24 protein-coding genes and 1 other annotated feature are annotated in these 25,221 nt (G+C 55.3%); of the genes, 10 read left to right on the top strand and 14 right to left on the bottom strand.

From position 1 onward, the window contains the following. Positions 1-102: 102 nt before the first annotated feature. From F3J31_RS02315 to F3J31_RS02305, 3 genes are read right to left on the bottom strand one after another with little or no spacing between them, the layout of a single operon-like run. Positions 103-642 (bottom strand): septation protein A, encoded by a 540-nt coding sequence (locus tag F3J31_RS02315; protein WP_028018783.1) that lies wholly within the window; start codon positions 640-642, stop codon positions 103-105. Between the two features lie 56 nt (positions 643-698). Beyond that, on the bottom strand, positions 699-1,442 hold the full coding sequence (locus F3J31_RS02310; RefSeq protein ID WP_033145752.1) for a YciC family protein: 744 nt from the start codon (positions 1,440-1,442) through the stop codon (positions 699-701). A gap of 25 nt (positions 1,443-1,467) precedes the next feature. Further along, positions 1,468-1,872, bottom strand: coding sequence for a YkgJ family cysteine cluster protein (locus F3J31_RS02305; protein WP_032674935.1), 405 nt, complete (start codon positions 1,870-1,872; stop codon positions 1,468-1,470). 282 nt (positions 1,873-2,154) lie between these two features. Here F3J31_RS02305 and ompW point away from each other — a divergent pair, with 282 nt between their 5' ends. Beyond that, positions 2,155-2,787, top strand: coding sequence for an outer membrane protein OmpW (gene ompW, locus F3J31_RS02300; RefSeq protein ID WP_032674934.1), 633 nt, complete (start codon positions 2,155-2,157; stop codon positions 2,785-2,787). 46 nt (positions 2,788-2,833) lie between these two features. Here ompW and F3J31_RS02295 read toward each other — a convergent pair whose 3' ends face one another. The 8 genes from F3J31_RS02295 to F3J31_RS02260 all read right to left on the bottom strand — a co-directional run bounded on the left by F3J31_RS02295 (position 2,834) and on the right by F3J31_RS02260 (position 11,454). Next, positions 2,834-3,172 carry a hypothetical protein gene (locus tag F3J31_RS02295; protein ID WP_063621876.1) on the bottom strand — a complete coding sequence of 113 codons (339 nt, stop codon included), beginning with the start codon at positions 3,170-3,172 and terminating at the stop codon, positions 2,834-2,836. 126 nt (positions 3,173-3,298) lie between these two features. Next, positions 3,299-3,532, bottom strand: a complete 234-nt coding sequence (gene yedF, locus F3J31_RS02290; protein ID WP_003856774.1) for a sulfurtransferase-like selenium metabolism protein YedF — start codon at positions 3,530-3,532, stop codon at positions 3,299-3,301. Beyond that, complete coding sequence (yedE, locus tag F3J31_RS02285; protein WP_167211128.1) at positions 3,529-4,740, bottom strand: selenium metabolism membrane protein YedE/FdhT; 1,212 nt, start codon at positions 4,738-4,740, stop codon at positions 3,529-3,531. The genes yedF and yedE overlap by 4 nt, the downstream gene beginning before the upstream one ends. 181 nt (positions 4,741-4,921) lie before the next feature. Continuing rightward, the gene (gene trpA / locus F3J31_RS02280) at positions 4,922-5,731 is read right to left on the bottom strand and encodes a tryptophan synthase subunit alpha (RefSeq protein ID WP_023312082.1); all 810 of its coding nucleotides are present in this window, start codon (positions 5,729-5,731) and stop codon (positions 4,922-4,924) included. After that, entirely contained in the window at positions 5,731-6,924 is a 1,194-nt protein-coding gene (gene trpB, locus F3J31_RS02275) for a tryptophan synthase subunit beta (protein ID WP_167211125.1), read from the bottom strand. The genes trpA and trpB overlap by 1 nt, the downstream gene beginning before the upstream one ends. 10 nt (positions 6,925-6,934) lie before the next feature. Then, on the bottom strand, positions 6,935-8,293 hold the full coding sequence (gene trpCF, locus F3J31_RS02270; protein WP_167211122.1) for a bifunctional indole-3-glycerol-phosphate synthase TrpC/phosphoribosylanthranilate isomerase TrpF: 1,359 nt from the start codon (positions 8,291-8,293) through the stop codon (positions 6,935-6,937). 3 nt (positions 8,294-8,296) lie between these two features. Then, complete coding sequence (gene trpD, locus F3J31_RS02265; protein ID WP_008502806.1) at positions 8,297-9,892, bottom strand: bifunctional anthranilate synthase glutamate amidotransferase component TrpG/anthranilate phosphoribosyltransferase TrpD; 1,596 nt, start codon at positions 9,890-9,892, stop codon at positions 8,297-8,299. Further along, positions 9,892-11,454 carry an anthranilate synthase component 1 gene (locus F3J31_RS02260; RefSeq protein WP_063621873.1) on the bottom strand — a complete coding sequence of 521 codons (1,563 nt, stop codon included), beginning with the start codon at positions 11,452-11,454 and terminating at the stop codon, positions 9,892-9,894. The genes trpD and F3J31_RS02260 overlap by 1 nt, the downstream gene beginning before the upstream one ends. Before the next feature lie 25 nt (positions 11,455-11,479). After that, positions 11,480-11,573, bottom strand: a sequence feature (Trp leader region). A gap of 160 nt (positions 11,574-11,733) precedes the next feature. Here F3J31_RS02260 and rnm point away from each other — a divergent pair. The 3 genes from rnm to rluB all read left to right on the top strand — a co-directional run bounded on the left by rnm (position 11,734) and on the right by rluB (position 14,204). After that, positions 11,734-12,615: an RNase AM gene (gene rnm, locus F3J31_RS02250; RefSeq protein WP_045908893.1), complete on the top strand. Its 882-nt coding sequence runs from the start codon at positions 11,734-11,736 to the stop codon at positions 12,613-12,615. Further along, positions 12,612-13,232: an L-threonylcarbamoyladenylate synthase gene (locus F3J31_RS02245; protein WP_003856793.1), complete on the top strand. Its 621-nt coding sequence runs from the start codon at positions 12,612-12,614 to the stop codon at positions 13,230-13,232. Before rnm ends, F3J31_RS02245 begins: the two co-directional genes overlap by 4 nt. Before the next feature lie 96 nt (positions 13,233-13,328). Next, positions 13,329-14,204, top strand: a complete 876-nt coding sequence (rluB, locus tag F3J31_RS02240) for a 23S rRNA pseudouridine(2605) synthase RluB (RefSeq protein WP_008502809.1) — start codon at positions 13,329-13,331, stop codon at positions 14,202-14,204. A gap of 35 nt (positions 14,205-14,239) precedes the next feature. On the opposite strand, the gene cobO is transcribed toward rluB, so the two are convergent. Both cobO and F3J31_RS02230 read right to left on the bottom strand, forming a co-directional pair. After that, complete coding sequence (gene cobO, locus F3J31_RS02235; protein ID WP_167211119.1) at positions 14,240-14,830, bottom strand: cob(I)yrinic acid a,c-diamide adenosyltransferase; 591 nt, start codon at positions 14,828-14,830, stop codon at positions 14,240-14,242. Next, the gene (locus F3J31_RS02230; protein ID WP_167211115.1) at positions 14,827-15,588 is read right to left on the bottom strand and encodes a YciK family oxidoreductase; all 762 of its coding nucleotides are present in this window, start codon (positions 15,586-15,588) and stop codon (positions 14,827-14,829) included. The genes cobO and F3J31_RS02230 overlap by 4 nt, the downstream gene beginning before the upstream one ends. Positions 15,589-15,839: 251 nt before the next feature. Here F3J31_RS02230 and sohB point away from each other — a divergent pair, with 251 nt between their 5' ends. After that, on the top strand, positions 15,840-16,886 hold the full coding sequence (sohB, locus tag F3J31_RS02225; protein WP_167211111.1) for a protease SohB: 1,047 nt from the start codon (positions 15,840-15,842) through the stop codon (positions 16,884-16,886). Between the two features lie 34 nt (positions 16,887-16,920). Here sohB and F3J31_RS02220 read toward each other — a convergent pair whose 3' ends face one another. After that, complete coding sequence (locus F3J31_RS02220; RefSeq protein WP_003856804.1) at positions 16,921-17,172, bottom strand: YciN family protein; 252 nt, start codon at positions 17,170-17,172, stop codon at positions 16,921-16,923. Between the two features lie 399 nt (positions 17,173-17,571). Here F3J31_RS02220 and topA point away from each other — a divergent pair, with 399 nt between their 5' ends. From topA to acnA, 5 genes are all read left to right on the top strand, one after another. Then, the gene (gene topA / locus F3J31_RS02215; RefSeq protein WP_167211108.1) at positions 17,572-20,169 is read left to right on the top strand and encodes a type I DNA topoisomerase; all 2,598 of its coding nucleotides are present in this window, start codon (positions 17,572-17,574) and stop codon (positions 20,167-20,169) included. A 187-nt stretch (positions 20,170-20,356) separates the two neighbouring features. Beyond that, positions 20,357-21,331, top strand: coding sequence for an HTH-type transcriptional regulator CysB (gene cysB / locus F3J31_RS02210; RefSeq protein ID WP_167211104.1), 975 nt, complete (start codon positions 20,357-20,359; stop codon positions 21,329-21,331). A 338-nt stretch (positions 21,332-21,669) separates the two neighbouring features. Next, positions 21,670-21,810, top strand: coding sequence for a YmiA family putative membrane protein (locus F3J31_RS02205; protein ID WP_213327741.1), 141 nt, complete (start codon positions 21,670-21,672; stop codon positions 21,808-21,810). A gap of 310 nt (positions 21,811-22,120) precedes the next feature. After that, complete coding sequence (gene ymiC, locus F3J31_RS23350) at positions 22,121-22,219, top strand: small membrane protein YmiC (RefSeq protein ID WP_032623144.1); 99 nt, start codon at positions 22,121-22,123, stop codon at positions 22,217-22,219. Between the two features lie 161 nt (positions 22,220-22,380). Further along, on the top strand, positions 22,381-25,056 hold the full coding sequence (acnA, locus tag F3J31_RS02200) for an aconitate hydratase AcnA (protein WP_032674926.1): 2,676 nt from the start codon (positions 22,381-22,383) through the stop codon (positions 25,054-25,056). Positions 25,057-25,221: the final 165 nt, after the last annotated feature.

Below are 25,221 nucleotides of genomic sequence, written 5' to 3'. Positions count from 1 at the left end.
TTTTAACTCGTAACGGAAGACTTCAGGCGGGATGCTACTATGATTCGCGTGCGGAGAGAATAGACCAGAACGCCCGTCGTTGACGTTCTGGTCAGTCAGTAATCAGTGGTTGTCGTCCTGCGGCATATGACGATAGATGTAAACACCGCTTAACAGCGTGAAGATAAGCGTCAGCGCAGTCAGGCCAAAGACCTTAAAGTTGACCCAGATATCCTGCGGCAGCCAGAAGGCGATATAGATATTAGCGAGACCGCAGAGAATAAAGAAGATTGCCCAGGCAGTATTCAGACGCGACCAGACTACCTGCGGCAGCGTGAGTTCTTTACCTAACATGCTCTGGATAAGGGGCTTTTTCATGAACCATTGACTGAACAGTAATGCTGCTGCAAACAATGCATAAATAACAGTCACCTTCCACTTAATAAATTCAACATCATGCAAGGCAATGGTCAATCCACCGAACACCGCCACTAAGATGAACGTAATAAGCGCCATTTTTTCGACTTTGCGATAGCGAATCCAGCTATAGATCAGCACAACGGCGGTCACAACGATTAATGCTTTTGTTGCAGCAAAAATGTCGTACAACTTATAGACAGCGAAAAACACCGCGAGCGGTAAAAAATCAAGAAACTGCTTCATTCTGTGATTCCATCTTCTAGGCGGGGCGGGAGACACCGATGCCCCCCGCCTCGGGATTACTGACGAATTAACATATACAGGCGGAACAGATAGACGAGCAGTACCGCTGAAATGAGATTGCTCAGCGTATTCGCCACCACGGCGCCAACATTAGGCGTTAAAACCGCAAAATTCGGCGCAAACAATAACAGCAGCGTTTTGGCCAGCAGCCAGCCGATCACGGCGGGCGCCACCAGACGCATATTAGCCCATGCCAGTCTGATGCTGCTGCGCATCGCGGTAAAAATACCCATCTTATCCTGCACGACCATCACCGGGGCAAATGAGAGCACGATAGCCAGTAATACACCCGGCACCACGACCAGCATAATCCCCATCTGCACCAGCAGGGTGGTCAAAAAGATCAGGATAAACAGCTTAGGTAAGACCGGCGCGCTGGCACCAATCGCCCGTAAGGCGCTGACCCGGTGACCTGCCGATACCAGCTGAATCATCAGCAAAACGCCGCCCGCCAGAACCGCATTACCAATCAGGCCTGAGAACGTGGACGCGGCAGAAGCGCGCAGCAGAATTTGCTGCTGCTCCGGCGTCATGTTTTGCACCAGCTCAAACAACCCCACGCTACCCGCAAGATGGTCGCCCTGGCTCAGGCTGGCAATCTGTTCTTCACTCGGTGAGAACGCATGACCCAGCACCACCGTGATAAAGGCGCAAAGCAACGCGATCAGTAAAAAGGTAATGAACTGATTGCGGAAAAAGTTTCCCGTGTCACGGTAGACAGACTTCGCCGTGATAGACATGCACTCTCCTTGAGTATTGCAGGTGTTAATTAGCCGGCAATTGTACACCGGATGCACCTGCTGTGGCAGCATCAAGGCTTGTATGGAAAAGCATATCTTTGTAAAGCGGCGGTAATCCAACGCGGGCGCGGGCGCGGTTACAGGCTTCGTTGACCTGCCCATCTTCCCCCGACATGGCAAATTCCCGGCACGGGCTGGGGCGATCCTCATAGATGGAACAGCGGGTCGCGACCCCAGGCTCACCCTGTAGCGCCACACAGCGGGCCTGCTTTTGGTTCGTGCCGCTCATGCAGCGCAGAAAGGGTGTTAACGGCTCGGTAAGATGAACCGGAACGGTACCGCCGCCATCGCTGGCTTCGGCCCAGTAGAAAGAGACTCGAAAATACGCACAACAGGCTCCGCACGTCATGCACGGGTTAATATCACTCATGGCACACCTGCAAAAGAAGAACGCATCAAATCAACTTGTGAGAGCGATAAATTATCCAGCCGCCAGAGGAAGAGCAAGAGGGGGAAAAGGGAAAATTTTGTAACCGTGAAATGCCAAAAATTGACATGGAAACAACTTATTGGTTTTGGATGCGTAACAAAAAATTAATCCAGATCAATGAATGTTAAGTTACTGGTTTTAATGTGATCTGTGGCAGATCACTTATTACCCTTTTGTGAGTATATTCTCATCCGCGATTAAAACCACAACGATGGAGCGGATATGAAAAAATTAGCGGTGGCAGCCCTTGTATTAAGCAGTCTCTCTGGCGGCGCGTATGCGCATGAAGCAGGCGAATTCTTTATTCGTGCCGGTTCGGCTACGGTTCGCCCAACTGAAGGATCGGATAACGTGCTGGGAATGGGCGGTTTTAACGTCAGTAATAACACCCAGTTAGGTTTAACCTTTACCTGGATGGCGACGGATAACGTGGGCGTTGAGCTTCTGGCCGCAACGCCGTTCCGTCATCGCGTCGGTTTAGGACCAACCGGTGATATCGCTACGGTTCACCATTTACCGCCAACGCTGATGGCGCAATGGTATTTTGGCGACTCAAGCAGTAAGGTGCGTCCTTATATTGGCGCCGGTGTGAACTACACCACCTTCTTTGATGAGAAATTCAACGATACCGGTAAAGAGGCGGGTCTGACGGACCTCAGCCTGAAAGATTCGTGGGGCATGGCGGGACAGGTCGGTCTGGATTACCTGATTAACCGCGACTGGCTGATCAACGCCTCGGTCTGGTATATGGATATTGATACGGACGTACGCTTCAAGGCGGGCGGCCAGCAGCAAAGTATCAATACTCGCCTGGATCCGTGGGTGTTTATGTTCTCTGCGGGTTATCGTTTCTGATCCCCCGTCAAACTGGCCACAGGGTGGCCAGTTTGCTTTGCTCACTTCAAAACGACGGATAAACCGGCCGCTCATCAAGCTTTACGCAGTGCCTCAGGATCGTTTCCCCATCATATAAATAGCTGAAAGCGTCGCTGGACAGGGAATGGAAGAGAATATCGCCGTTGGCAAACGGGATAATTTCGGTGTCACCCGCACGTTTATGTCCCGCGCCGGTTTCAAAATGACCGTGCCACCGTTCCTGGGTATGGTCATAAACGTGCAGAATAACCTCGACAAGTCCTCTTTGCGGACAATTAAGGCGCAGGAAGGTAGAAGAGAAATTCAGGGATAGCGCATGGAAGGGAATCAATAAGGCGAAAACCAGTAAAGCTCGTAAATACATCAAACCGCGAAAACCTCCTTCAAAAGGGAAATGAGATTTTACTTAAGTCAAAAATCACGTTTTTGCCGTGGATCAAGATGTCTTATAATTCAATACGATAAAGGCCCCTGACGAGGCCCTTAACGATCATTTTTGAATCAGATAGCGAATGGTTGGGCCATCCTGCTGGATATCCAGCACCGTATAACCGTGGTTTTTCGCATCCAGCGGTATGTTGTTGATGGACTGCGGGCAGTCGCTGACTACCTCCAGAATTTCACCTTTCTTAAGCTGCGGCAGCGCTTCAAGCGTAGCCACCGCCGGATATGGACAGGGCTCGCCAACCATATCCAGACGATAATCAGGCACAATCTCTTTCATGCTGCATTCTCCTGCGTTTCTGTTTTAACGCTCGCACGGCGGAAGAAACGTCTCTCCTGTGCGACGACCAGTAAAAAAGCGACCAACAGCAGGGCGTAGGTGACGAGCAGGCCGCCGAGAGGCCCGAAGGTATTCAGCAGGTTGACCTTGTACCAGTTGGTGGCCAGGACGGGAGACACGTCATCCCAGTAGTACGCCAGGATTGTCGAGCCAATCACATTTCCCAGACCCACCCACCAGTAGTGCACCTGGCCTTCGACGGCGCGATACATCCAGCCGGTTTCACACCCGCCAGCCAGCACGATCCCGAAGCCGAACAGCAGGCCGCCAATGACCGCGTTAGGACCGGCCCACATGATTTTTGGTTCGACGCCCAGTTGAACATAGCTGAAGATGCCGATGGCGCTGACCGCCATCCCGGCGATAATCGCCTTCGCCATCATCGTGCGCCCGGTGATCCACATATCGCGAAACGCGGAGGTAAAGCAGATCTGCGCGCGTTCAATGAGCAGACCAAAACCCACACCGAACAGCATCGCCAGACCGAGCTTAGGTTGGTTCAGGGCGGTGCAGAGCGCCCATGCCACCATGGCGAAAAAGACCAGCATCCCGAGGCGGAAACGGCGGCGGGCCTGAGAGGGCTTCTGGGTTAACGGAGATGCTGCGCTGACTTTTGTCATTTTCACTGGAATACGAAACAGCGGCAGCAGGGTGAATTTTGCGCCAAAGTAAGAGCCGATGGCCGTGGCGACGGCAAAGAACCAGGCGTGAAGCGAAAACTGCGGGATCCCGGTAAAGAAGGCGGCAAGGTTACACCCCATCGCCAGACGCGCGCCGAATCCGGCAATCATGCCGCCGACAACCGCCTGCACAATGCGGATCCGGCTTTTGGGCATACGCAACTTAACGTTGTTTGCCCACAGCGCGGCAGCGAAGCAGCCGCCGAACATGCCGATGATCATCATCCCGTCGATGCGGGTGAGCGGCGTACCGTCCAGATGAATGAGTTTAAAGTAGCCCCACTCTTCGGCATGTACGCCAGCGAGTTGCAGCAGTTGGCCACCCCAGCGGGTGAACTCGCCGGTTACGGCCCAGAAGGTACCGGTAATGCCAAAATAATAAGTAGAGAGAATGCCTGCCGCGATAACGGCCGGAACGGGTGACCAGAACTTAACCAGGTAAGCCTGTTTGAAGGATTGCCATGACATGAATAAGCCTCTGAACTCAGAAGGATTAAAGATAAAAAAGAGTCCAGATCATACGCTTACATGACGGTTTGAAAAGCCATTCACACCGAAAATATCGAAAGGATCAATTTTAACGTCATCCTTTGTTGATGGCGGGGAATAAAGGCTAACCGTCTGGCAGGGATGCCAGACGGTGGAGGGATCAGGCTTTACGCGTCGCCGCCTTCATGGCGGTTACAAATGCCTTCAGCTCGGCCAGCATCTGCTCGGGCTTGTCCACGTTCTTCTCGATGATCTTCACAATCGCAGAGCCGGAAATGGCACCCGCAGCCTTCGCGTCAATCGCCGCGGTAACTTGATCCGGAGAGGAGATCCCGAAGCCCTGCAGCGGCGGTGCGGCATGGTACTCGGCCAGCTTTTCCACCAGATGATGCAGCGGCAATGCGGCTTTATTCTCGGCACCGGTCACGCCTGCGCGGGAGAGCAGGTAGGTGTAACCGCGCCCGTAAGAGGCAATCTGGCGCAGCAGCTCATCGTCCGCGTTTGGCGGGCAGATGAAAATAGGGGCGACATTGTGACGCATCGCAGCCTGGCGGAACGGCGCGGACTCTTCAACCGGCACGTCGGCGACCAGAACGGAGTCGACACCCACGCGGGCGCACTCGGCGTAAAACTCATCGATACCGCGGTTGAACACCAGATTGGCGTACATCAGCAGGCCAATCGGGATAGTGGGGTGCTTCTGACGGATCGCCGCCAGCATCTCGAAGCACTGGGTCGGCGTGACGCCTGAGGCAAACGCGCGCAGCGTCGCATTCTGGATGGTCGGGCCATCCGCCAGCGGGTCAGAGAACGGGATCCCCAGCTCCAGCGCATCGGCACCGGCTTCAATCAGGGTGTCGATGATCTTCAACGACTGTTCAGGGCCCGGATCGCCCAGGGTGACGAAGGGAACGAACGCGCCTTCCTGGCGGGATTTCAGTTCTGCAAATACGTTATCGTAGCGTTCCATCAGATTTCCCCTCGTGCTTTCAGAATATCGTGAACGGTGAAGATATCTTTGTCACCGCGTCCGGAAAGGTTGACCACCAGCAGTTGTTCTTTTTCCGGATTGTCTTTCATCAATTTCAGCGCATGGGCCAGAGCGTGTGAAGACTCCAGCGCCGGGATGATCCCTTCGCTGCGGCACAGCGTTTTGAACGCTTCCAGCGCTTCGTCATCGGTAATGGAGACATAGTCCGCACGACCGGTGCTGTTCAGATAGGCGTGCTGCGGCCCGACGGATGGGAAGTCGAGGCCGGCAGAGATAGAGTAAGACTCTTCAATCTGGCCTTCATCGGTCTGCATCATCGGGGATTTCATGCCGAAGTAGATCCCCACGCGGCCATGCTTCAGCGGCGCGCCGTGTTCACCCGATTCAATGCCGTGACCCGCAGGCTCGACGCCAATCAGACCCACGCTGGTGTCGTCGATAAAGTCTGCGAACATACCGATGGCGTTAGATCCGCCGCCGACGCAGGCGATGACCGCATCCGGGAGACGACCCTCTTTTTCGAGGATCTGTGCTTTGGTCTCTTCCCCGATCATGCGCTGGAATTCACGCACGATGGTCGGGAACGGGTGCGGGCCCGCCGCGGTACCGAGCATATAGTGCGCGGTTTCGTAGCTGCCAGACCAGTCGCGCAGCGCTTCGTTACAGGCATCCTTCAGCGTCGCGGAGCCGCTGTGCACCGGGATCACTTCTGCACCCATCAGACGCATACGGAAAACGTTTGGAGACTGACGCTCAACGTCTTTCGCCCCCATATAGATGCGGCATTTCAGACCGAGCAGGGCGCTGGCGAGCGCCGAGGCCACGCCGTGCTGGCCTGCGCCGGTTTCGGCGATGATTTCGGTTTTGCCCATACGCTTCGCAAGCAGCGCCTGGCCCAGCACTTGGTTAGTCTTATGCGCGCCGCCGTGCAGCAGGTCTTCACGCTTAAGATACAGCGTGGTTTTCGTGCCGTCCGTCAGGTTGCGGCATTTGGTCAGGGCCGTTGGGCGGCCTGCATAGTTTTTCAGCAGGTCGGTAAATTCAGCCTGAAACGCCGGATCCTTCTGCGCGCTCACAAACGCTTCTTCCAACTGGCGCAGCGCGGGCATCAGGATTTGCGGGACGTACATCCCGCCGAACTCACCAAAATACGGGTTAAGTAATGTCGTCATCTTCTCTTCCTTAATATGCACGCAGAGTTTTAAAAACCGAGGCCAGTTTGCTGGCATCTTTAATACCCGGCTGGGACTCTACGCCTGAATTGAAATCGAGGCCTGCGCAGCCGGTTTTCGCGGCTTCTACGCAGTTATCCGGGCTTAATCCGCCCGCCAGCAGGACGTTGTCCAGCTTTTCGCCGTTCAGCAGAGACCAGTCAAAACGCTGGCCGGTTCCGCCCTGGCCGTTATCGAGGACGTATTTATCCACGTGGTTCAGGTTACGCGGGGGCAACGTATCGTCAACGCGTTGCGCTTTCCAGATCTGTACCTGTGGCGCCAGCGTGGCGCGAAGGGCATCGATATAGGCCTGATCTTCATCGCCGTGAAGCTGCACCGCGCTCAGGGATAACGCGTCGGCTTTTTCAACCACCTCTGCGATATCCGCATTGCGGAACACGCCAACATAGCTGAGTGGTGCCGCGGCGATGACCTTACGCGCCTTCTCTTCGCTGACCGCGCGAGGGGAGGAATCCACAAAAATCAGCCCGCCATAAATCGCTCCGGCTTCATACGCGGCCTGGGCGTCCTGTTCGCGGGTTAAGCCGCAGACTTTGTTTTCACCCAGCAGCACGCGACGTACTGCCGCATTGAGATCGTCATGTTCCATCATGGCGGAGCCAATCAGGAAACCGTTGGCGAAGTGGCTCAGCTCGCGCACCTGGGCGTAGCTGTTAATGCCGGATTCGCTGATCACCGTGACGCCAGATCCCAGACGCGGCGCCAGCTGGCGCGTGCGGTTCAGGTCAATGGACAGGTCACGCAGATCGCGGTTATTAATGCCGACCACTTTGGCTTCCAGCGCAATCGCGCGCTCCAGCTCCTCTTCATTACTCACTTCGGTCAACACGCCCATTTTCAGGCTGTGCGCGACGGCAGAGAGCTGGCGATACTGCTCGTCGTCAAGCACCGAGAGCATCAGCAGGCAGGCGTCAGCCTGGTAAAAGCGCGCCAGCCAGATCTGATACGGATCAATGATAAAGTCTTTGCACAGGATCGGCTGCGGCGCGATGCCGCTGACGATCGGCAGAAAATCGAAACTGCCCTGAAAATACTTCTCATCCGTCAGCACGGAGATAGCGGACGCATGATGCTTATAAATGCCGGCAATACGCGCCGGGTCGAAATCGTCACGGATAACGCCTTTAGACGGAGATGCTTTTTTGCACTCAAGAATAAACGCGGTGCGCGCACCCTGCAGGGCGTCATAGAAACGACGGCTGCTCGGGACGACGTCATTCTGAAAACTGGCAAGCGGCTGCTGTTGCTTGCGGGCTTCCACCCAGATGGCCTTATCGGCAACGATTTTCGCTAAAACGGTCTGCATTCTTTACCCTCTTGCCGCAAGTGCGGTAACGCGATCGTAAGCTGCACCGGAGCGCAGTACATCCAGAACTTTTTGAACGTTGGCCTTCAGGTCTTCCTCGCCGTGCAAACGCATCAGCATGGCGACGTTGGCAGCAACGGCGGCCTCATGGGCAACCTCTCCCTTACCTTGTAATAAGCGCGTCAGAATGTCACGGTTTTCTTCCGGCGTACCGCCGGCCAGCGCTTCCTGGTGATACGGGGTTAAACCAAAGTCAGCGGCTTCCAGCTGGTAGCTCAGGATTTCACCGTCGCGCAGTTCGGCTACCAGCGTCGGCGCATGCAGTGACACTTCATCCATTCCGCCGCTGTGCACCACGGCGGCACGCTGGTAACCCAGCACGCGCAGCGTCTCAGCAATCGGCAGGACCAGTTCCGGACTGTAGACACCGATCAGCGCCAGCGGTGGATGGGCCGGGTTGATCAGCGGGCCGAGCACGTTAAACAGCGTGCGGGTTTTAAGCTGCTGACGAACCGGCATTGCGTGGCGGAAACCGGTGTGATACTTCGGCGCAAACAGGAAGCAGACGCCCAGGTCATCCAGCGCTTCACGGGAACGTTCGGCGTTCATATCGAGATTAATGCCGAATGCCGCGAGTAAATCAGACGAGCCTGACCGGCTGGACACGCTGCGGTTACCGTGTTTCGCCACTTTCAGGCCACACGCTGCGGCCACAAAGGCGCTGGCGGTTGAAATATTGATACTGTTGCTGCCGTCACCGCCTGTGCCGACGATATCGGCAAACGGATAGTCCGGACGCGGGAACGGGGCGGCATTTTCCAGCAGGGCCGTGGCGGCACCGGCGATCTCCTGCGGGCTTTCACCGCGGACCTTCATGCTCACCAGCGCGGCCGCCAGTTGTTCCGGCTTCAGCTCACCGCGAACCACGGCGGAGAAGAGCTGGTGGCTCTCCTGCTGGCTCAGGGTTTGCGCCTGATACAGTTTTTCCAGAATCGGCTGCAGGGTGTTGGTCTGCTCCAGCTTCTGTAACGCCCAGTCGAGGGTCTGCTCCAGCAGGCGGGCACCGTGGGAGGTCAGGATGGATTCCGGATGGAACTGCATCCCGCAGACGCGATCCGCGTCGTGACGGACCGCCATCACCATCCCTTCAAACGAGGCGTTGATCGTCAGCCCGGCGGGAATGTTGCTGCCCACCAGCGAGTGGTAGCGCGCGACCGGGAGCGGATTCGGCAGCCCGGCAAACATTGCTTGGCCGTCATGTTCGATGCTGGACGCTTTACCGTGGAGGATTTCACCTGCCTGACCAACGTAGCCGCCATAGGCTTCAACAATCGCCTGATGACCGAGGCAGATGCCGATAATCGGCAGCTTGCCGCGCATACGGGTCAGCAGCTCCGGCATACAGCCCGCTTCGCTTGGTGCGCCTGGCCCCGGAGAGAGCATCAGCACCGGGTTTTGCATGGTGGCCAGACGGTCAATCAGGGTCTGCGCCGGTACGTGGTTGCGATAGATAACGACGTTATGGCCATTCGCACGCAGCTGATCTGCCAGGTTGTAGGTAAAGGAGTCGATATTATCGAGCAGCAGAATGTCAGCCATCAGAAAATCTCCTGTGCGTGGTGTGCGGTAGCAATGGCGCGAAGGACCGCACGGGCTTTGCTGCGCGTTTCGTCAGCTTCAGACTGCGGAACAGAATCAAGAACAATCCCGGCACCCGCCTGGACGGTGGCAATACCGTCTTCAACATAGGCGGAGCGGATCACGATGCAGGTATCGAGGTCACCATGGGCGGTGAAGTAACCCACCGCGCCGCCGTAGCTGCCGCGACGACGCCCTTCGGCTGCGGCAATCAGCTGCATAGCGCGCACTTTCGGCGCACCGCTCAGGGTGCCCATGTTCATGCAGGCGCGGTAGGCGTGCAGCACGTCGAGGTCCTGGCGCAGCTCACCGACCACACGGGAGACCAGGTGCATCACGAACGAATAGCGGTCGACTTTAGTCAGGTCCGCCACGTAGCGGCTGCCTGGGGTGCAAATACGAGCCAGGTCGTTACGCGCCAGGTCAACCAGCATCAGATGCTCGGAGAGCTCTTTATGGTCGGTACGCATTTCCAGTTCGATACGGCTGTCGAGATCGCGATCCAGCGAGCCGTCTGCGCGACGTCCGCGCGGACGGGTACCGGCGATCGGGTAGATCTCAATCTGACGGCTGGTGGCGTCATATTTCAGCGAGCTTTCCGGCGAGGCGCCGAACAGCGTGAAGTCGTTGTCCTGCATAAAGAACATGTACGGGCTTGGGTTGCTCTTTTTCAGCACGTCGTAAGCGGCCAGCGGAGACGGGCAGGGCAGAGAGAAGCGACGGGACGGTACAACCTGGAAAATTTCCCCGGCGCGAATCGCTTTTTGCATCTGGCGAACCACGGCACCGTACTGATCGTCGGTCTGGTTCACATCGCAGGTCATTTTTTCCACGCGCTGTACCGGCAGTGCAGGTGGCGCTTCCGTCATCTGCTGCTGAAGCTGTGCGATGCGATGCTCAAGACGGTTTTTCTCAGCGGTCGAAGGCGTGAACAGGCTGGCCTGGATACGGGTGTACTGTTTCTGATGGTCGATCACCAGCAGGGTTTCGGCCAGATAGAAGCAGTAGTCCGGGCAGCGATTGCCCTGCTCGGTTTCCGGTAAATCTTCAAATCCGGCGACCAGGTCGTAGGCAAACAGCCCGCCAAAGAACATCGCTTCACGCTCATCGTGTGGAACGGTAACCAGGTTCTGCAGCAGGCGGAAGGCATCGAAGACGGAAAGGGAGCACAGGCGCGCGTCTTCATCCAGCAACTGGCTAACCGGCGGGAAATGCAGAATACGCATTTCTGGATGACGTTCGTTTTCGATGCCTGAAGGCAGGGCGGCATCCAGCAGTGGCAGCAGCGAGGCGCCGTTGTCTGATAAGGCCTTAATTGTGACAGTGTCACCTAGAGCGGTAATGCGCAACGCGCTGTCGACCAGCAGCAGGCTCTTGAGATCGTCCTTGCTGTCGATGTCCGCAGATTCCAGCAGCAGCGTTGCCGGGCGTGCCCCGCACACCTGATGAAACAGCGCGGTCGGGTTGTGGCGATAGGCCGCCTCGCAGGTCAGCAATTCGAGATGGGGTTTGGCTGTTTGCATGTTGGTGTTCTCATTTATTCTGTTCAAAAAAAAGCCCGCTGGGTAGCGGGCGGGTATCTGTTTGCATTTCGCAGACGCGTGACACTGCCCGATGATCAGGAAGTACGCCACCAACCGTGCAGAGTGAAATGTGCTGTCATTTTCAGATACCTTTCTCGTGTGAACTTGCGTACTAGTTAACTAGTTCGATGGCGTGTTGTCAACCCTTGATTTCAGAATTTCGATATAAGTCGGTATCATGATGGTTTCGGATGTCTCCAATCTGTTATGGGAAGTGCTTTGAGCGATACCACCTACGCTATTATTTATGATTTACACAGCCATACTCAGGCCTCTGATGGCCTGCTGACACCCGAAGCCCTGGTTCATCGTGCCGTTGAAATGCGCGTCGGTACGCTGGCGATAACCGATCACGATACGACGGATGCCATTCCGGCGGCGCGCGCCGAGATCGCCCGCAGTGGGCTGGCGCTTAATCTGGTCTCCGGTGTCGAAATTTCGACCGTCTGGGAAAACCATGAGATTCATATCGTTGGCCTGAACATCGATATAGACCATCCGGCACTGACTGCTTTTTTGCAAGAACAAAAAACGCGCCGCAACCAGCGCGCAGAGATGATCGGCGAGCGTCTGGAAAAGGCGCATATTCCGGGCGCACTGGAAGGTGCCCAAAAGCTGGCGAACGGCGGCGCGGTCACGCGCGGTCATTTCGCCCGTTTTCTGGTAGAGGCGGGTAAAGCCACGACGATGGCGGATGTCTTTAAAAAGTATCTGGCGCGCGGGAAAACCGGATACGTTCCGCCACAGTGGTGTACAATAAAACAAGCTATTGATGTGATTCATCATTCTGGCGGTAAGGCCGTGCTGGCCCATCCGGGGCGGTATAATCTTTCTGCTAAATGGCTGAAAAGGCTGCTGGCGCACTTTGCCGAAAACGGTGGTGAGGCGATGGAAGTCGCCCAGTGTCAGCAGGCGCCCAATGAGCGCGCGCAGCTCGCGACCTATGCCCGACAGTACGGTCTGCTTGGCTCACAGGGTTCTGATTTCCATCAGCCCTGCGCCTGGATCGAACTGGGGCGCAAGCTCTGGCTGCCCGCTGGCGTTGAGCCGGTCTGGCAGCTCTGGGAACAGCCGCAGCAAATTGAAGAGAGGGAAGTATGAGTCAGTTTTTCTATATCCATCCGGACAACCCGCAGCCACGTCTGATTAACCAGGCCGTGGAGATCGTCCGCAAAGGCGGCGTGATTGTCTACCCGACCGATTCCGGCTACGCGCTGGGCTGCAAAATTGAAGATAAAGGGGCGATGGAACGCATTTGCCGTATTCGCCAGCTGCCGGACGGCCATAACTTTACCCTGATGTGCCGCGATCTCTCTGAGCTATCCACCTATGCTTATGTGGATAACGTGGCGTTTCGCCTGATCAAGAACAACACGCCGGGCAACTACACCTTCATCCTGAAAGGGACGAAAGAGGTGCCGCGCCGCCTGCTGCAGGAAAAGCGTAAGACTATCGGCATGCGAGTGCCGTCGAACCCGATTGCGCAGGCGCTGCTGGAAACCCTCGGCGAACCGATGCTCTCTACCTCGCTGATGCTGCCGGGCAGCGAGTTTACTGAGTCCGATCCGGAAGAGATCAAAGATCGTCTGGAGAAGGTGGTCGAGCTGATTATTCACGGCGGTTATCTCGGCCAGCAGCCGACCACCGTGGTCGACTTAACCGAAGATGCACCGGAAGTGATTCGAGAAGGCGTGGGTGACGTAAAGCCTTTCTTGTAATGGTATAAGCAGATATACTACGCGGCCATCAAAGCAGGGCTCAGCCCTCTTTTGACCTGATTCGACGCCTGTGAAGGCGACACCTGAGGAAGCTCAATGAGCGAGAAGTTACAGAAAGTGCTGGCGCGTGCCGGCCACGGTTCACGCCGTGAAATCGAAGCCATTATTGAAGCGGGCCGCGTGAGTGTGGACGGTAAAATCGCCACGCTGGGTGACCGCGTAGAAATCGTACCGGGGCTGAAGATCCGTATCGACGGTCATCTTATCTCCGTGAAAGAGTCTGCTGAACAAATCTGCCGCGTGCTGGCTTACTACAAGCCGGAAGGCGAGCTGTGTACCCGCAATGACCCGGAAGGTCGCCCGACGGTGTTTGACCGTCTGCCTAAACTGCGTGGCGCTCGCTGGATTGCCGTTGGTCGTCTGGACGTGAATACCTGCGGTCTGCTGCTGTTTACCACCGATGGTGAACTGGCAAACCGTCTGATGCACCCAAGCCGTGAAGTGGAACGTGAATACGCCGTGCGTGTGTTCGGCCAGGTTGACGAGAATAAACTGCGCGACCTGTCGCGTGGCGTTCAGCTGGAAGACGGTCCTGCGGCGTTCAAAACCATTAAATTTACCGGTGGGGAAGGCATCAACCAGTGGTACAACGTGACCCTGACCGAAGGCCGCAACCGCGAGGTGCGTCGTCTCTGGGAAGCGGTAGGCGTGCAGGTTAGCCGCCTGATCCGTGTCCGTTACGGCGACATCCTGCTGCCAAAAGGCCTGCCGCGTGGGGGGTATACCGAACTGGATCTGACCCAGACCAACTACCTGCGCGAGCTGGTCGGCCTGACGCCGGAAACCACCTCTAAAGTGGCGGTGGAAAAAGATCGTCGCCGCATGAAGGCGAACCAGATTCGCCGTGCGGTGAAGCGTCACAGCCAGGTGAGCAGCAACCGCCGCTCTGGCAGCCGTAATAACAACGGTTAATGTAAAAGCCCGGTGAAGACACCGGGCTTTTTTCTTTAGTAATCAATCCCTATTTGCGCTTTGATTCCCGCATCAAACGCATGTTTAACCGGACGCAGCTCGCTGACGGTATCTGCCAGTTCCAGAATATCCCGATGACACCCGCGGCCCGTGATGATAACCGTCTGATGGGCGGGACGGTATTTCAGTGCATTAAGCACGGCGTCCAGCGGCAAATAGTCGTAGGCGACCATATACGTGATCTCATCCAGCAGAACCATATTGAGTGAAGGATCGGCCAGCATTCTTTTAGCGTGCTCCCAGACGGCCAGACAGGCTGCGGTATCGGTTTCGCGGTTCTGGGTGTCCCACGTAAATCCGGTCGCCATCACCTGGAACTCAACGCCGTGAGGCTCAAGCAGATTACGCTCGCCGTTAGGCCACTCACCTTTAATAAACTGGATAACGCCGACCTTCTGTCCGTGGCCGACGGCGCGTGTCGCCGTGCCGAATGCGGCCGTGGTTTTCCCTTTGCCGTTGCCGGTAAAGACGATGACGATCCCGCGCTCATCCTGAGCGGCCGCGACGCGCGCATCAACCTGTTCCTTCAGACGCTGCTGGCGCTGCTGGTGACGTTCTTCACTCATTGCGATATTCCTGGTTTACGGCCTGGCTGGGCGTCAAAGGTCATCCCGGTTTTGCGGCGGCTGTCGTCGCCCATTAGCCAGAGATAGAGCGGCATAATGTCTGCCGGCGTTTTCAGCTTCTGCGGATCTTCCGTTGGGAAGGCGCTGGCGCGCATTTTGGTGCGCGTACCGCCCGGGTTAATGCAGTTTACGCGCAGATGGCGGCTTTGGTACTCCTCTGCCAGCACCTGCATCATGCCTTCGGTCGCGAATTTTGATACGGCATAGGCACCCCAGTTTGCACGCCCCTCACGGCCTACGCTGGAGGAGGTGAACACCAGTGAACCCGAATCCGATTTGAGTAATAAAGGAAGCAGTGCCTGGGTCAGGAAAAACGTCCCGTTGACGTTGACCTGCATGACCTCCTGCCAGATCTCGGGATCCTGTTCATCCATCGGGCGAACTTCGCCAAGCAAGCCGGCATTGTGCAGCACGCCGTCCAGCCGCGGGTAATGGGTGCTGATGCGGTGAGCAAGCTCCTGACATGACGCGGGCGTGCAGGTGAGCAGATCGAGCGTGTACCAGCGAGCAGGAATCCCACCTGCGGCTTCAATCTCCTGCGCCACCCCTTTAAGTTTTTCTTCGTTGCGGCCGGTCAGGATGAGGCTCGCGCCATACTCAGCGTAGGTCAGCGCCGCTTCACGGCCAATCCCGTCGCTGGCCCCAGTGACAAGAATGATGCGGTTCTGCAGCAGATTTTTTTGCGGTTGATAATGCAAGGTGACTCCTCGGCGCACGGTGACTCAAAGACGCCTTCTTTTGTGACTTTTCGGCTTTATGCCCGAATTCGCCTGATAATACAATCAGTCTACAGGACGCATTGCTGTAAAATTAACAATTTGCAAATATTTAAACGCCAGACCGGGGATTCCTGAAGGGGCCTCGCAGAGGTAATGTCACGAGCGAGACGCATGGGCAGGGCTGTTGTACACTGCCGTGAAAGATTCGTGGTTAAATCAAGGTGGAACGCGTGGAATTACTTTCTCAATATGGGTTGTTTTTGGCGAAAATCGCGACGGTGGTGATTGCCATTGCGGTGGTTGCCGTTCTGATTGTCAACCTGACGCAGCGCAAGCGTCAGCGTGGGGAGTTACGCATCACCCGCCTGAGCGAGCAGTATAAAGAGATGCAGGAAGAGATGTCTCTGGCGCTGCTTGACAGTCATCAACAGAAACTGTGGCTCAAAGCGCAGAAGAAAAAGCATAAACAGGAAGCCAAAGCGGCAAAAGCAAAGGCGAAGCTCAATACGCCACAGGATAAGGTCACGCCCCGCGTCTACGTGATCGATTTTAAGGGCAGCATGGATGCGCATGAAGTGTCCTCTTTGCGGGAGGAAGTGACGGCCGTTCTGGCCGTGGCGACGCCGCAGGATCAGGTCGTTGTTCGTCTTGAAAGCCCGGGAGGTGTCGTGCATGGCTACGGCCTGGCCGCGTCTCAGCTACAGCGCCTGCGTGAAAAACAGATCCCGCTGACCGTAGCCGTAGATAAAGTGGCGGCGAGCGGTGGCTACATGATGGCCTGCGTGGCGGACAAAATTGTGGCCGCACCGTTTTCTATTATTGGCTCGATCGGCGTGGTCGCGCAGATCCCGAACTTTAACCGCTTCCTGAAAAATAAAGAGATTGATATCGAACTTCACACGGCGGGTCAGTACAAACGCACCCTGACGCTGCTGGGTGAAAACACGGAAGAAGGGCGCCAAAAATTCCGTGAGGATCTCAACGAAACGCATCATCTCTTTAAAGACTTTGTGCACCGTATGCGCCCGACGCTGGACATTGAGCAGGTCGCGACGGGTGAGCACTGGTACGGCGTTCAGGCGCAGGAGAAAGGGCTGGTGGATGAAGTCGGAACCAGTGACGATCTGCTGCTCAACCTGATGGAAGGCCGGGAACTGGTAGGCGTCCGCTTTGCCCAGCGCAAGCGACTCCTTGACCGCTTTACCAACAGTGCCGCAGAAAGCGCGGACCGCCTGCTGCTCCGCTGGCTTCAGCGCGGACAAAAACCGCTGCTGTAAACAAAAACGCGAGGCTTATGCCTCGCGTTTTGCGTTAATCGACCAGGTGATATTTCTCGGAAAGCGTGTGCGCCAGGTATTTAAACATGTTAAACACGGCGGTGCTTTTCGGGGTCGGTAAGCCCTGTTCATCAAGGAAGTATTCGCCGCTGAAAACCAGCACGCCATTTCGCTGCTCTACGCCGGTGGCTTCAATGCCTGCCAGCGTATCTTCATGGTCACGAATAAGCTTGTTTGCTTCGATAAGCAGAGAGGCTCGGTCAATAGGTTGGGTCGTATTCTGCATAATCCACTCCTTAAACAGTGACAATAGTCTACGCCGAGGGCGCTTTGGGGGCAAATTTTCCCTGTAATGTGAGGGGATAAGCTGCAGGGGCCTGGCTGGCAGGATTTGCTTTTGCATGCTAATAAAGTTGCGTAACGAATTTTATCAGGTAGAGTGTGCGCTTTCGTCATTCTGGCAACAGAATTGCTTGACATTCAACCGGGAATTCGTCACGAATTACACGAGATGTGAGAAAAATACCCGAGAACTCAATCACCTGGGCGGCTTTTCTTTAACGCCCGGTAAGACAAAGGGGTTGATATCTCCTGACGCAGTCGCAATATCATTGGCTCGTCGTCAGCGGAAGGGAAATCAACGTGCGGCGTATTCCTGGAAGAATTAAATTAGGTAAAGGTGAATATGGGTAAAGCTCTCGTCATCGTTGAGTCCCCGGCAAAAGCCAAAACGATCAATAAGTATCTGGGTAATGACTACGTGGTTAAGTCCAGCGTTGGTCATATCCGCGATTTGCCGACCAGTGGCTCAGCCAGCAAAAAGAGCGCAGACTCTACCTCCACCAAAGGGGCTAAAAAGCCTAAAAAGGATGAACGTAGCGCGCTTGTCAACCGCATGGGTGTTAACCCATGGCATAACTGGGATGCACAATATGAAGTGCTTCCAGGGAAAGAAAAAGTCGTTAACGAGCTGAAGCAGCTGGCTGAAAAAGCAGACCACATCTATCTCGCAACCGACCTTGACCGCGAAGGGGAGGCCATTGCGTGGCACCTGCGGGAAGTGATCGGGGGTGATGACAAACGCTACAGCCGCGTAGTGTTTAACGAAATTACGAAGAATGCGATTCGTCAGGCGTTTGAGAAGCCGGGCGAGCTGAATATCGACCGCGTCAACGCCCAGCAGGCGCGTCGCTTTATGGACCGCGTCGTGGGTTACATGGTTTCTCCACTGCTGTGGAAGAAGATTGCCCGTGGCCTGTCCGCAGGTCGCGTGCAATCCGTCGCCGTGCGTCTGGTCGTTGAGCGTGAGCGCGAAATTAAAGCCTTCGTGCCGGAAGAGTTCTGGGAAGTCGATGCCAATGTGACCACGCCGGGCGGTGACGCTCTGCCGCTGCAGGTAAGCCATCAGAACGATAAGCCTTTCCGCCCGGAAAACCGCGACCAGACCATGGCCGCCGTGGCGCTGCTGGAAAAGGCACGCTATCAGGTACTGGAACGTGAAGACAAACCGACCAGCAGCAAGCCTGGTGCGCCGTTTATCACCTCCACCCTGCAACAGGCGGCAAGCACCCGTCTGGGTTACGGCGTGAAGAAGACCATGATGATGGCCCAGCGCTTGTATGAAGCGGGTTACATCACCTACATGCGTACCGACTCAACCAACCTGAGTCAGGACGCGGTCAACATGGTGCGTGGCTACATCAGCGACAACTTCGGTAAGAAATACCTGCCGGAAAGCGCTAACCAGTTTGCCAGCAAAGAGAATTCTCAGGAAGCGCACGAAGCGATTCGTCCTTCTGATGTTTCTGTGCTCGCTGAATCGCTGAAAGATATGGAAGCCGACGCGCAGAAGCTGTATCAGCTGATCTGGCGTCAGTTTGTGGCGTGCCAGATGACCCCGGCCCAGTACGACTCCACCACGCTGACCGTCGGGGCGGGTGATTTCCGTCTCAAGGCGCGCGGTCGTATTCTGCGTTTCGACGGCTGGACGAAAGTGATGCCTGCGCTGCGTAAAGGTGATGAAGATCGAACGCTGCCTGCGGTGAACAAAGGTGATGAACTGTCTCTGGTTGAGCTGATCCCGGCTCAGCACTTCACCAAGCCACCTGCACGCTTCAGTGAAGCATCTCTGGTAAAAGAGCTGGAAAAGCGCGGTATTGGCCGTCCGTCTACCTACGCGTCAATTATCTCGACGATTCAGGATCGCGGTTACGTCCGTGTTGAAAACCGTCGTTTCTATGCGGAAAAAATGGGTGAGATCGTCACCGATCGTCTGGAAGCCAACTTCCGCGAGCTGATGAACTACGATTTCACCGCGCAAATGGAAGACAGTCTCGACCAGGTTGCCAGCCATCAGGCGGAATGGAAAAAGGTCCTCGACAGCTTCTTCAGCGATTTCACCGACCAGCTTGAAAAAGCGGAGAAAGACCCTGAAGAAGGCGGCATGCTGCCTAACCAGATGGTACTGACCAGCATCGACTGCCCAACCTGTGGCCGCAAGATGGGGATCCGTACTGCCACCACGGGCGTGTTCCTGGGCTGTTCCGGCTATGCGCTGTCGCCAAAAGAGCGCTGCAAAACCACCATTAACCTGGTGCCGGAGAACGAAGTTCTCAACGTGCTGGAAGGTGACGATGCGGAAACTAACGCTCTGCGTGCCAAGCGCCGCTGCAAAAAATGCGGCACGGCAATGGACAGCTACCTGATCGATCCAAAACGCAAGCTGCACGTGTGTGGTAATAACCCAACGTGTGACGGGTATGAGATCGAAGAGGGCGAGTTCCGCATTAAAGGCTATGACGGCCCGATTGTGGAGTGCGAGAAGTGTGGTTCTGAAATGCACCTGAAAATGGGGCGTTTCGGTAAGTACATGGCCTGCACCAACGACGAATGTAAAAACACGCGCAAAATTCTGCGTAACGGTGAAGTGGCTCCGCCGAAGGAAGATCCGGTTCCGCTGCCAGAATTGCCGTGTGAGAAATCCGACGCGCACTTCGTGCTGCGTGACGGCGCGGCAGGTGTCTTCCTGGCCGCCAACACCTTCCCGAAATCGCGTGAAACCCGCGCGCCGCTGGTGGAAGAGCTGCATCGCTTCCGCGATCGTCTGCCGGAGAAACTGCGTTATCTGGCCGATGCGCCACAGCAGGATCCGGAAGGCAACAAAACCGTGGTGCGGTTTAGCCGTAAAACTAAGCAGCAGTACGTTGCGGCAGAGAAAGAGGGTAAAGCGACCGGATGGTCAGCCTTCTTTGTCGATGGCAAATGGGTTGAAGGCAAGAAATAATCTTCCCTAACCGTAACTTACCTGTGAAAGGGCCGGATTTCCGGCCCTTTTTTATTACCTTGTTATTATTTTTTGTTCCGTACTATACAGTCAGGCTATAAATGATATAGTGGTTATAGTTAACCTGTTTCTTATTATTAAATCGTCTTAAGCGATTGACCGCATGCGCTAAATCGGATGGTCTGGCATGAAATTACAGCAGCTTCGTTATATCGTTGAGGTGGTGAATCATAACCTTAACGTCTCTTCTACCGCCGAGGGGTTGTATACCTCGCAACCGGGCATCAGCAAACAAGTTCGTATGCTGGAGGATGAGTTAGGCATTCAGATCTTCGCCCGCAGCGGTAAGCATCTTACCCAGGTGACGCCGGCGGGGCAGGAAATCATCCGCATTGCGCGGGAAGTCCTCTCCAAAGTCGATGCGATTAAGTCTGTGGCAGGGGAGCATACATGGCCGGATAAAGGCTCGCTGTATATTGCCACCACGCATACGCAGGCGCGCTATGCGCTGCCCGGCGTGATCAAAGGCTTTATCGAGCGTTATCCTCGCGTCTCGTTGCATATGCATCAGGGCTCGCCAACGCAAATCGCTGAAGCCGTCTCCAAGGGGAATGCAGACTTTGCCATCGCCACCGAAGCGCTTCACCTCTATGACGATCTGGTCATGCTCCCGTGCTACCACTGGAACCGTTCTATTGTGGTGACCCCCGATCACCCCCTGGCGGGTAAAGGGTCGGTCACTATCGAAGAGCTGGCCCAGTATCCTCTGGTGACGTATACCTTTGGTTTTACCGGGCGTTCTGAGCTTGATACGGCCTTTAACCGGGCAGGGTTAATGCCGCGCATTGTTTTTACCGCGACGGACGCCGACGTGATTAAGACCTATGTCCGGCTTGGATTGGGGGTGGGCGTCATTGCCAGCATGGCGGTGGATCCGGTGTCAGACCCTGACCTGGTGCGTCTTGATGCGCACGACGTTTTCAGCCATAGCACCACAAAAATTGGTTTCCGCCGCAGCACCTTCCTGCGCAGCTATATGTATGATTTTATTCAGCGCTTTGCCCCTCATTTAACGCGTGATGTGGTTGATACCGCCGTGGCATTACGCTCAAATGAAGATATTGAAGAGATGTTTAAAGACATCAAACTTCCCGAAAAATAATCACACCCGGTATCTTTCCCCCAGGGAAAGATACCGAAATAACCTCTCAAAGCTAAATTAGAATTATCATCATCTGCGATTCCCCTGCCATATAATGTCATTATCCATTTAATACGTAAGGTTATAATGTCGTGAATTGGCGACAAAAGTAGAAACTAATTTACGCCTTCGCAAATTTTTCTTTTCAATTATTTATTTCTGGTCAAAAGATTGAATATTTCATACCTCCCAGTGCGTAAATTCACTGGCTTTTCGGCTAAAGTTTCTTTAGGATTTATCTCAACAGATGATTAATTGTACCAATTGTTTGGTCCTAAATGATAAGCGATGTCGATTGTATGAGGTTAGCAATGCCTTCAGGAAGTGAAGAACCGCAAAGGGATCCTGCGCTCAAGCGTAAAGCCTGGCTGGCGGTCTTTCTCGTCTCTACCCTGTTTTGGGTGGTGGTTGCTCTCCTGGCCTGGAAATATTGGGGTTAAATATGTCAGTGACGGTACGTACAGCTTCGGTAAAACAGATGTGTCAGCATCGTGACAGCGGCCACAGAGGGCGTAAAGCACCTGCGACTGTTGTACCCGCGTCCTGGAAACTGACGCCGCAGCAGCAGGCTTTTATTGATGTGTTCGCAGAAGACGAACCCAAAAAACAATAATTTAGTTTATTGCGTAATGATGCAAATAGTCTGAATATCGACTCTGCGCTTTTGTACTCTTTAATAAATACACATCAGCAATATAGCACTGAGGAACGACCTCGGAATTTTTATAAATAATGCCTGGTGTCCCTATGATGAATAACATGACGTCTCACAAATACTGGTCGTGGATCGGCGTTTTTACCGTGTCGATTCTGTTCTGGAGTCAGCTCATCTGGCTGGCGCTCCACTAAATTGTAAAACCTCGCTACGGCGGGGTTTTTTGTTTCCCCGCGCTGGACCAATCCTAAATTTATCAATTTGGGTTGTTATCAAAACGTTACGACATCTTTGTGTTATCTTTAATTACGGCCCTGATGATTGTCAGGGCATCTCTGTGATTAAGGAGGAGCTTATGTCGTTAACCCTACGCGAAGCCAGTAAGGACACATTACAGGCAGAAAATAAAACCTGGCACTACTACAGCCTGCCGCTGGCTGCCAGAACGCTTGGGGACATTTCGCGTTTACCCAAGTCATTGAAAGTTTTACTGGAAAACCTCTTGCGCTGGCAGGACGGTGACTCTGTCACACTCGATGATATCCAGGCGCTGGCAGGGTGGCTTGAGAAGGCCCATGCCGACAGAGAAATCGCCTACCGCCCGGCAAGGGTGCTGATGCAGGACTTTACCGGTGTTCCGGCCGTGGTTGATTTGGCCGCGATGCGCGAAGCCGTTAAGCGTCTCGGCGGGGATACGGCAAAAGTTAACCCGCTTTCCCCGGTTGACCTCGTCATTGACCACTCCGTCACCGTTGACCACTTCGGTGATGATGACGCCTTTGGCGAAAACGTGCGTCTGGAGATGGAGCGTAACCACGAGCGCTATGTATTTCTGAAGTGGGGACAGCAGGCGTTCAGTCGGTTTAGCGTGGTCCCGCCAGGCACCGGCATTTGCCACCAGGTGAACCTTGAATATCTGGGTAAAGCCGTCTGGAGCGAATTGCAGGATAAAGAGTGGGTCGCTTATCCGGACACGCTGGTGGGCACGGATTCGCATACCACCATGATCAACGGTCTGGGCGTGCTGGGCTGGGGCGTCGGCGGTATTGAAGCGGAAGCCGCCATGCTCGGCCAGCCGGTATCCATGCTTATCCCGGATGTGGTGGGCTTCAAGCTGACCGGAAAGCTTTCTGAAGGCATTACCGCCACCGATCTGGTGCTGACCGTCACCCAGATGCTGCGTAAGCATGGCGTGGTGGGCAAGTTTGTTGAATTCTACGGTGACGGTCTGGATTCGCTGCCGCTGGCCGACCGCGCCACCATTGCCAATATGGCGCCGGAATACGGTGCTACCTGCGGCTTTTTCCCCATTGACGACGTCACGCTGGAGTACATGCGCCTTAGCGGCCGCAGCGAAGAGCAGGTCGCGCTGGTGGAAGCGTACACCAAAGCGCAGGGCATGTGGCGCAATCCGGGCGATGAGCCTGTTTTCACCAGCACGCTTGAACTTGATATGGGAAGCGTCGAAGCGAGCCTCGCAGGGCCGAAACGTCCGCAGGATCGGGTTGCTTTGTCGGACGTGCCGAAAGCGTTTGCCGCCAGCAATGCCCTGGAAGTGAACGTGGCGCAGAAAGACCATCGTCCCGTCGATTATGTTCTGAACGGGCATCAGTATCAGCTTCCGGATGGCGCGGTTGTTATTGCCGCCATTACCTCCTGCACCAACACGTCCAACCCCAGCGTATTGATGGCAGCCGGTCTGCTGGCTAAAAAGGCGGTCGAGCTTGGGTTAAAACCTCAGCCGTGGGTTAAGGCCTCGCTGGCGCCGGGATCCAAAGTGGTGTCGGACTACCTGGCTCAGGCCAAACTGACGCCGTACCTGGACGAGCTGGGCTTTAACCTCGTGGGCTACGGCTGTACGACCTGTATTGGTAACTCCGGGCCACTGCCTGAACCCATCGAAACGGCGATCAAGCAGGGTGACCTGACGGTAGGCGCCGTTCTTTCCGGTAACCGAAACTTTGAAGGGCGCATTCACCCGCTGGTAAAAACCAACTGGCTTGCTTCGCCGCCGCTGGTCGTGGCATACGCTCTCGCAGGGAACATGAATATCAACCTGGTGACCGATCCGATTGGTCACGATCGCAAGAATGACCCTGTCTATCTGAAAGATATCTGGCCATCCTCGCGAGAAATCGCGCTGGCCGTTGAGAAGGTCTCTACCGAGATGTTCCGCAAAGAGTACGCGGAAGTCTTTGAAGGCACGCCGGAATGGAAAGCCATCAATGTTGCAGGTTCGGATACCTATGGCTGGCAGGATGACTCGACCTATATTCGTCTGTCGCCGTTCTTTGATGAGATGCAGGCCGAGCCCGCGCCGCTTAAGGATATCCACGGCGCGCGTATCCTGGCCATGCTGGGGGATTCCGTCACGACGGACCATATCTCTCCGGCGGGGAGCATCAAAGCCGATAGCCCGGCAGGCCGTTACCTGCAAAGCCGGGGTGTCGAACGCCGCGATTTTAACTCTTACGGCTCGCGCCGCGGTAACCATGAAGTCATGATGCGCGGGACCTTTGCCAACATCCGCATTCGTAACGAAATGGTGCCGGGCGTGGAAGGGGGCATGACGCGTCATCTGCCTGGAACGGAAGTCGTGTCGATCTATGATGCGGCCGTTAAATACCAACAGGAAGGGACGCCGCTGGCGGTGATTGCCGGGAAAGAGTACGGTTCCGGCTCCAGCCGCGACTGGGCGGCGAAAGGTCCGCGCCTGCTTGGCGTTCGGGTGGTCATCGCCGAATCGTTCGAACGTATTCACCGTTCGAATTTGATCGGCATGGGGATCCTGCCGCTTGAGTTCCCGCAGGGCGTGACGCGTAAAACGCTGGGCCTGACCGGGGAAGAGCAGATTGACATTAGCGGCCTGCAAAACCTGCAGCCGGGTAAAACGGTGCCGGTAACGTTAACGCGGGCAGACGGGAAAACCGAGGTGCTGGATTGCCGGTGCCGTATTGATACGGCAACCGAGCTGACCTACTACCAGAACGACGGCATTTTACATTACGTGATTCGTAAGATGCTGGATTGATGAACGAGCCCGGCACGCGTGCCGGGCTCAGACTGCTGACAAAGTGCTTGATGTACGTTTCGCCCGGCGGCGCTACGCTTGCACGGGCCTACAAATTACAGTAGGCCGGGTAAGCGCAGCGTCACCCGGCAAAAAACGGCTAAGTTGTTGATAACAGGGTTTGTC

It is taken from the genome of Enterobacter sp. Acro-832 (genome assembly GCF_011752745.1).
GTDB classification, from domain to species: domain Bacteria; phylum Pseudomonadota; class Gammaproteobacteria; order Enterobacterales; family Enterobacteriaceae; genus Enterobacter; species Enterobacter quasiroggenkampii.
This window is presented reverse-complemented; position numbering and strand designations above follow the sequence as displayed.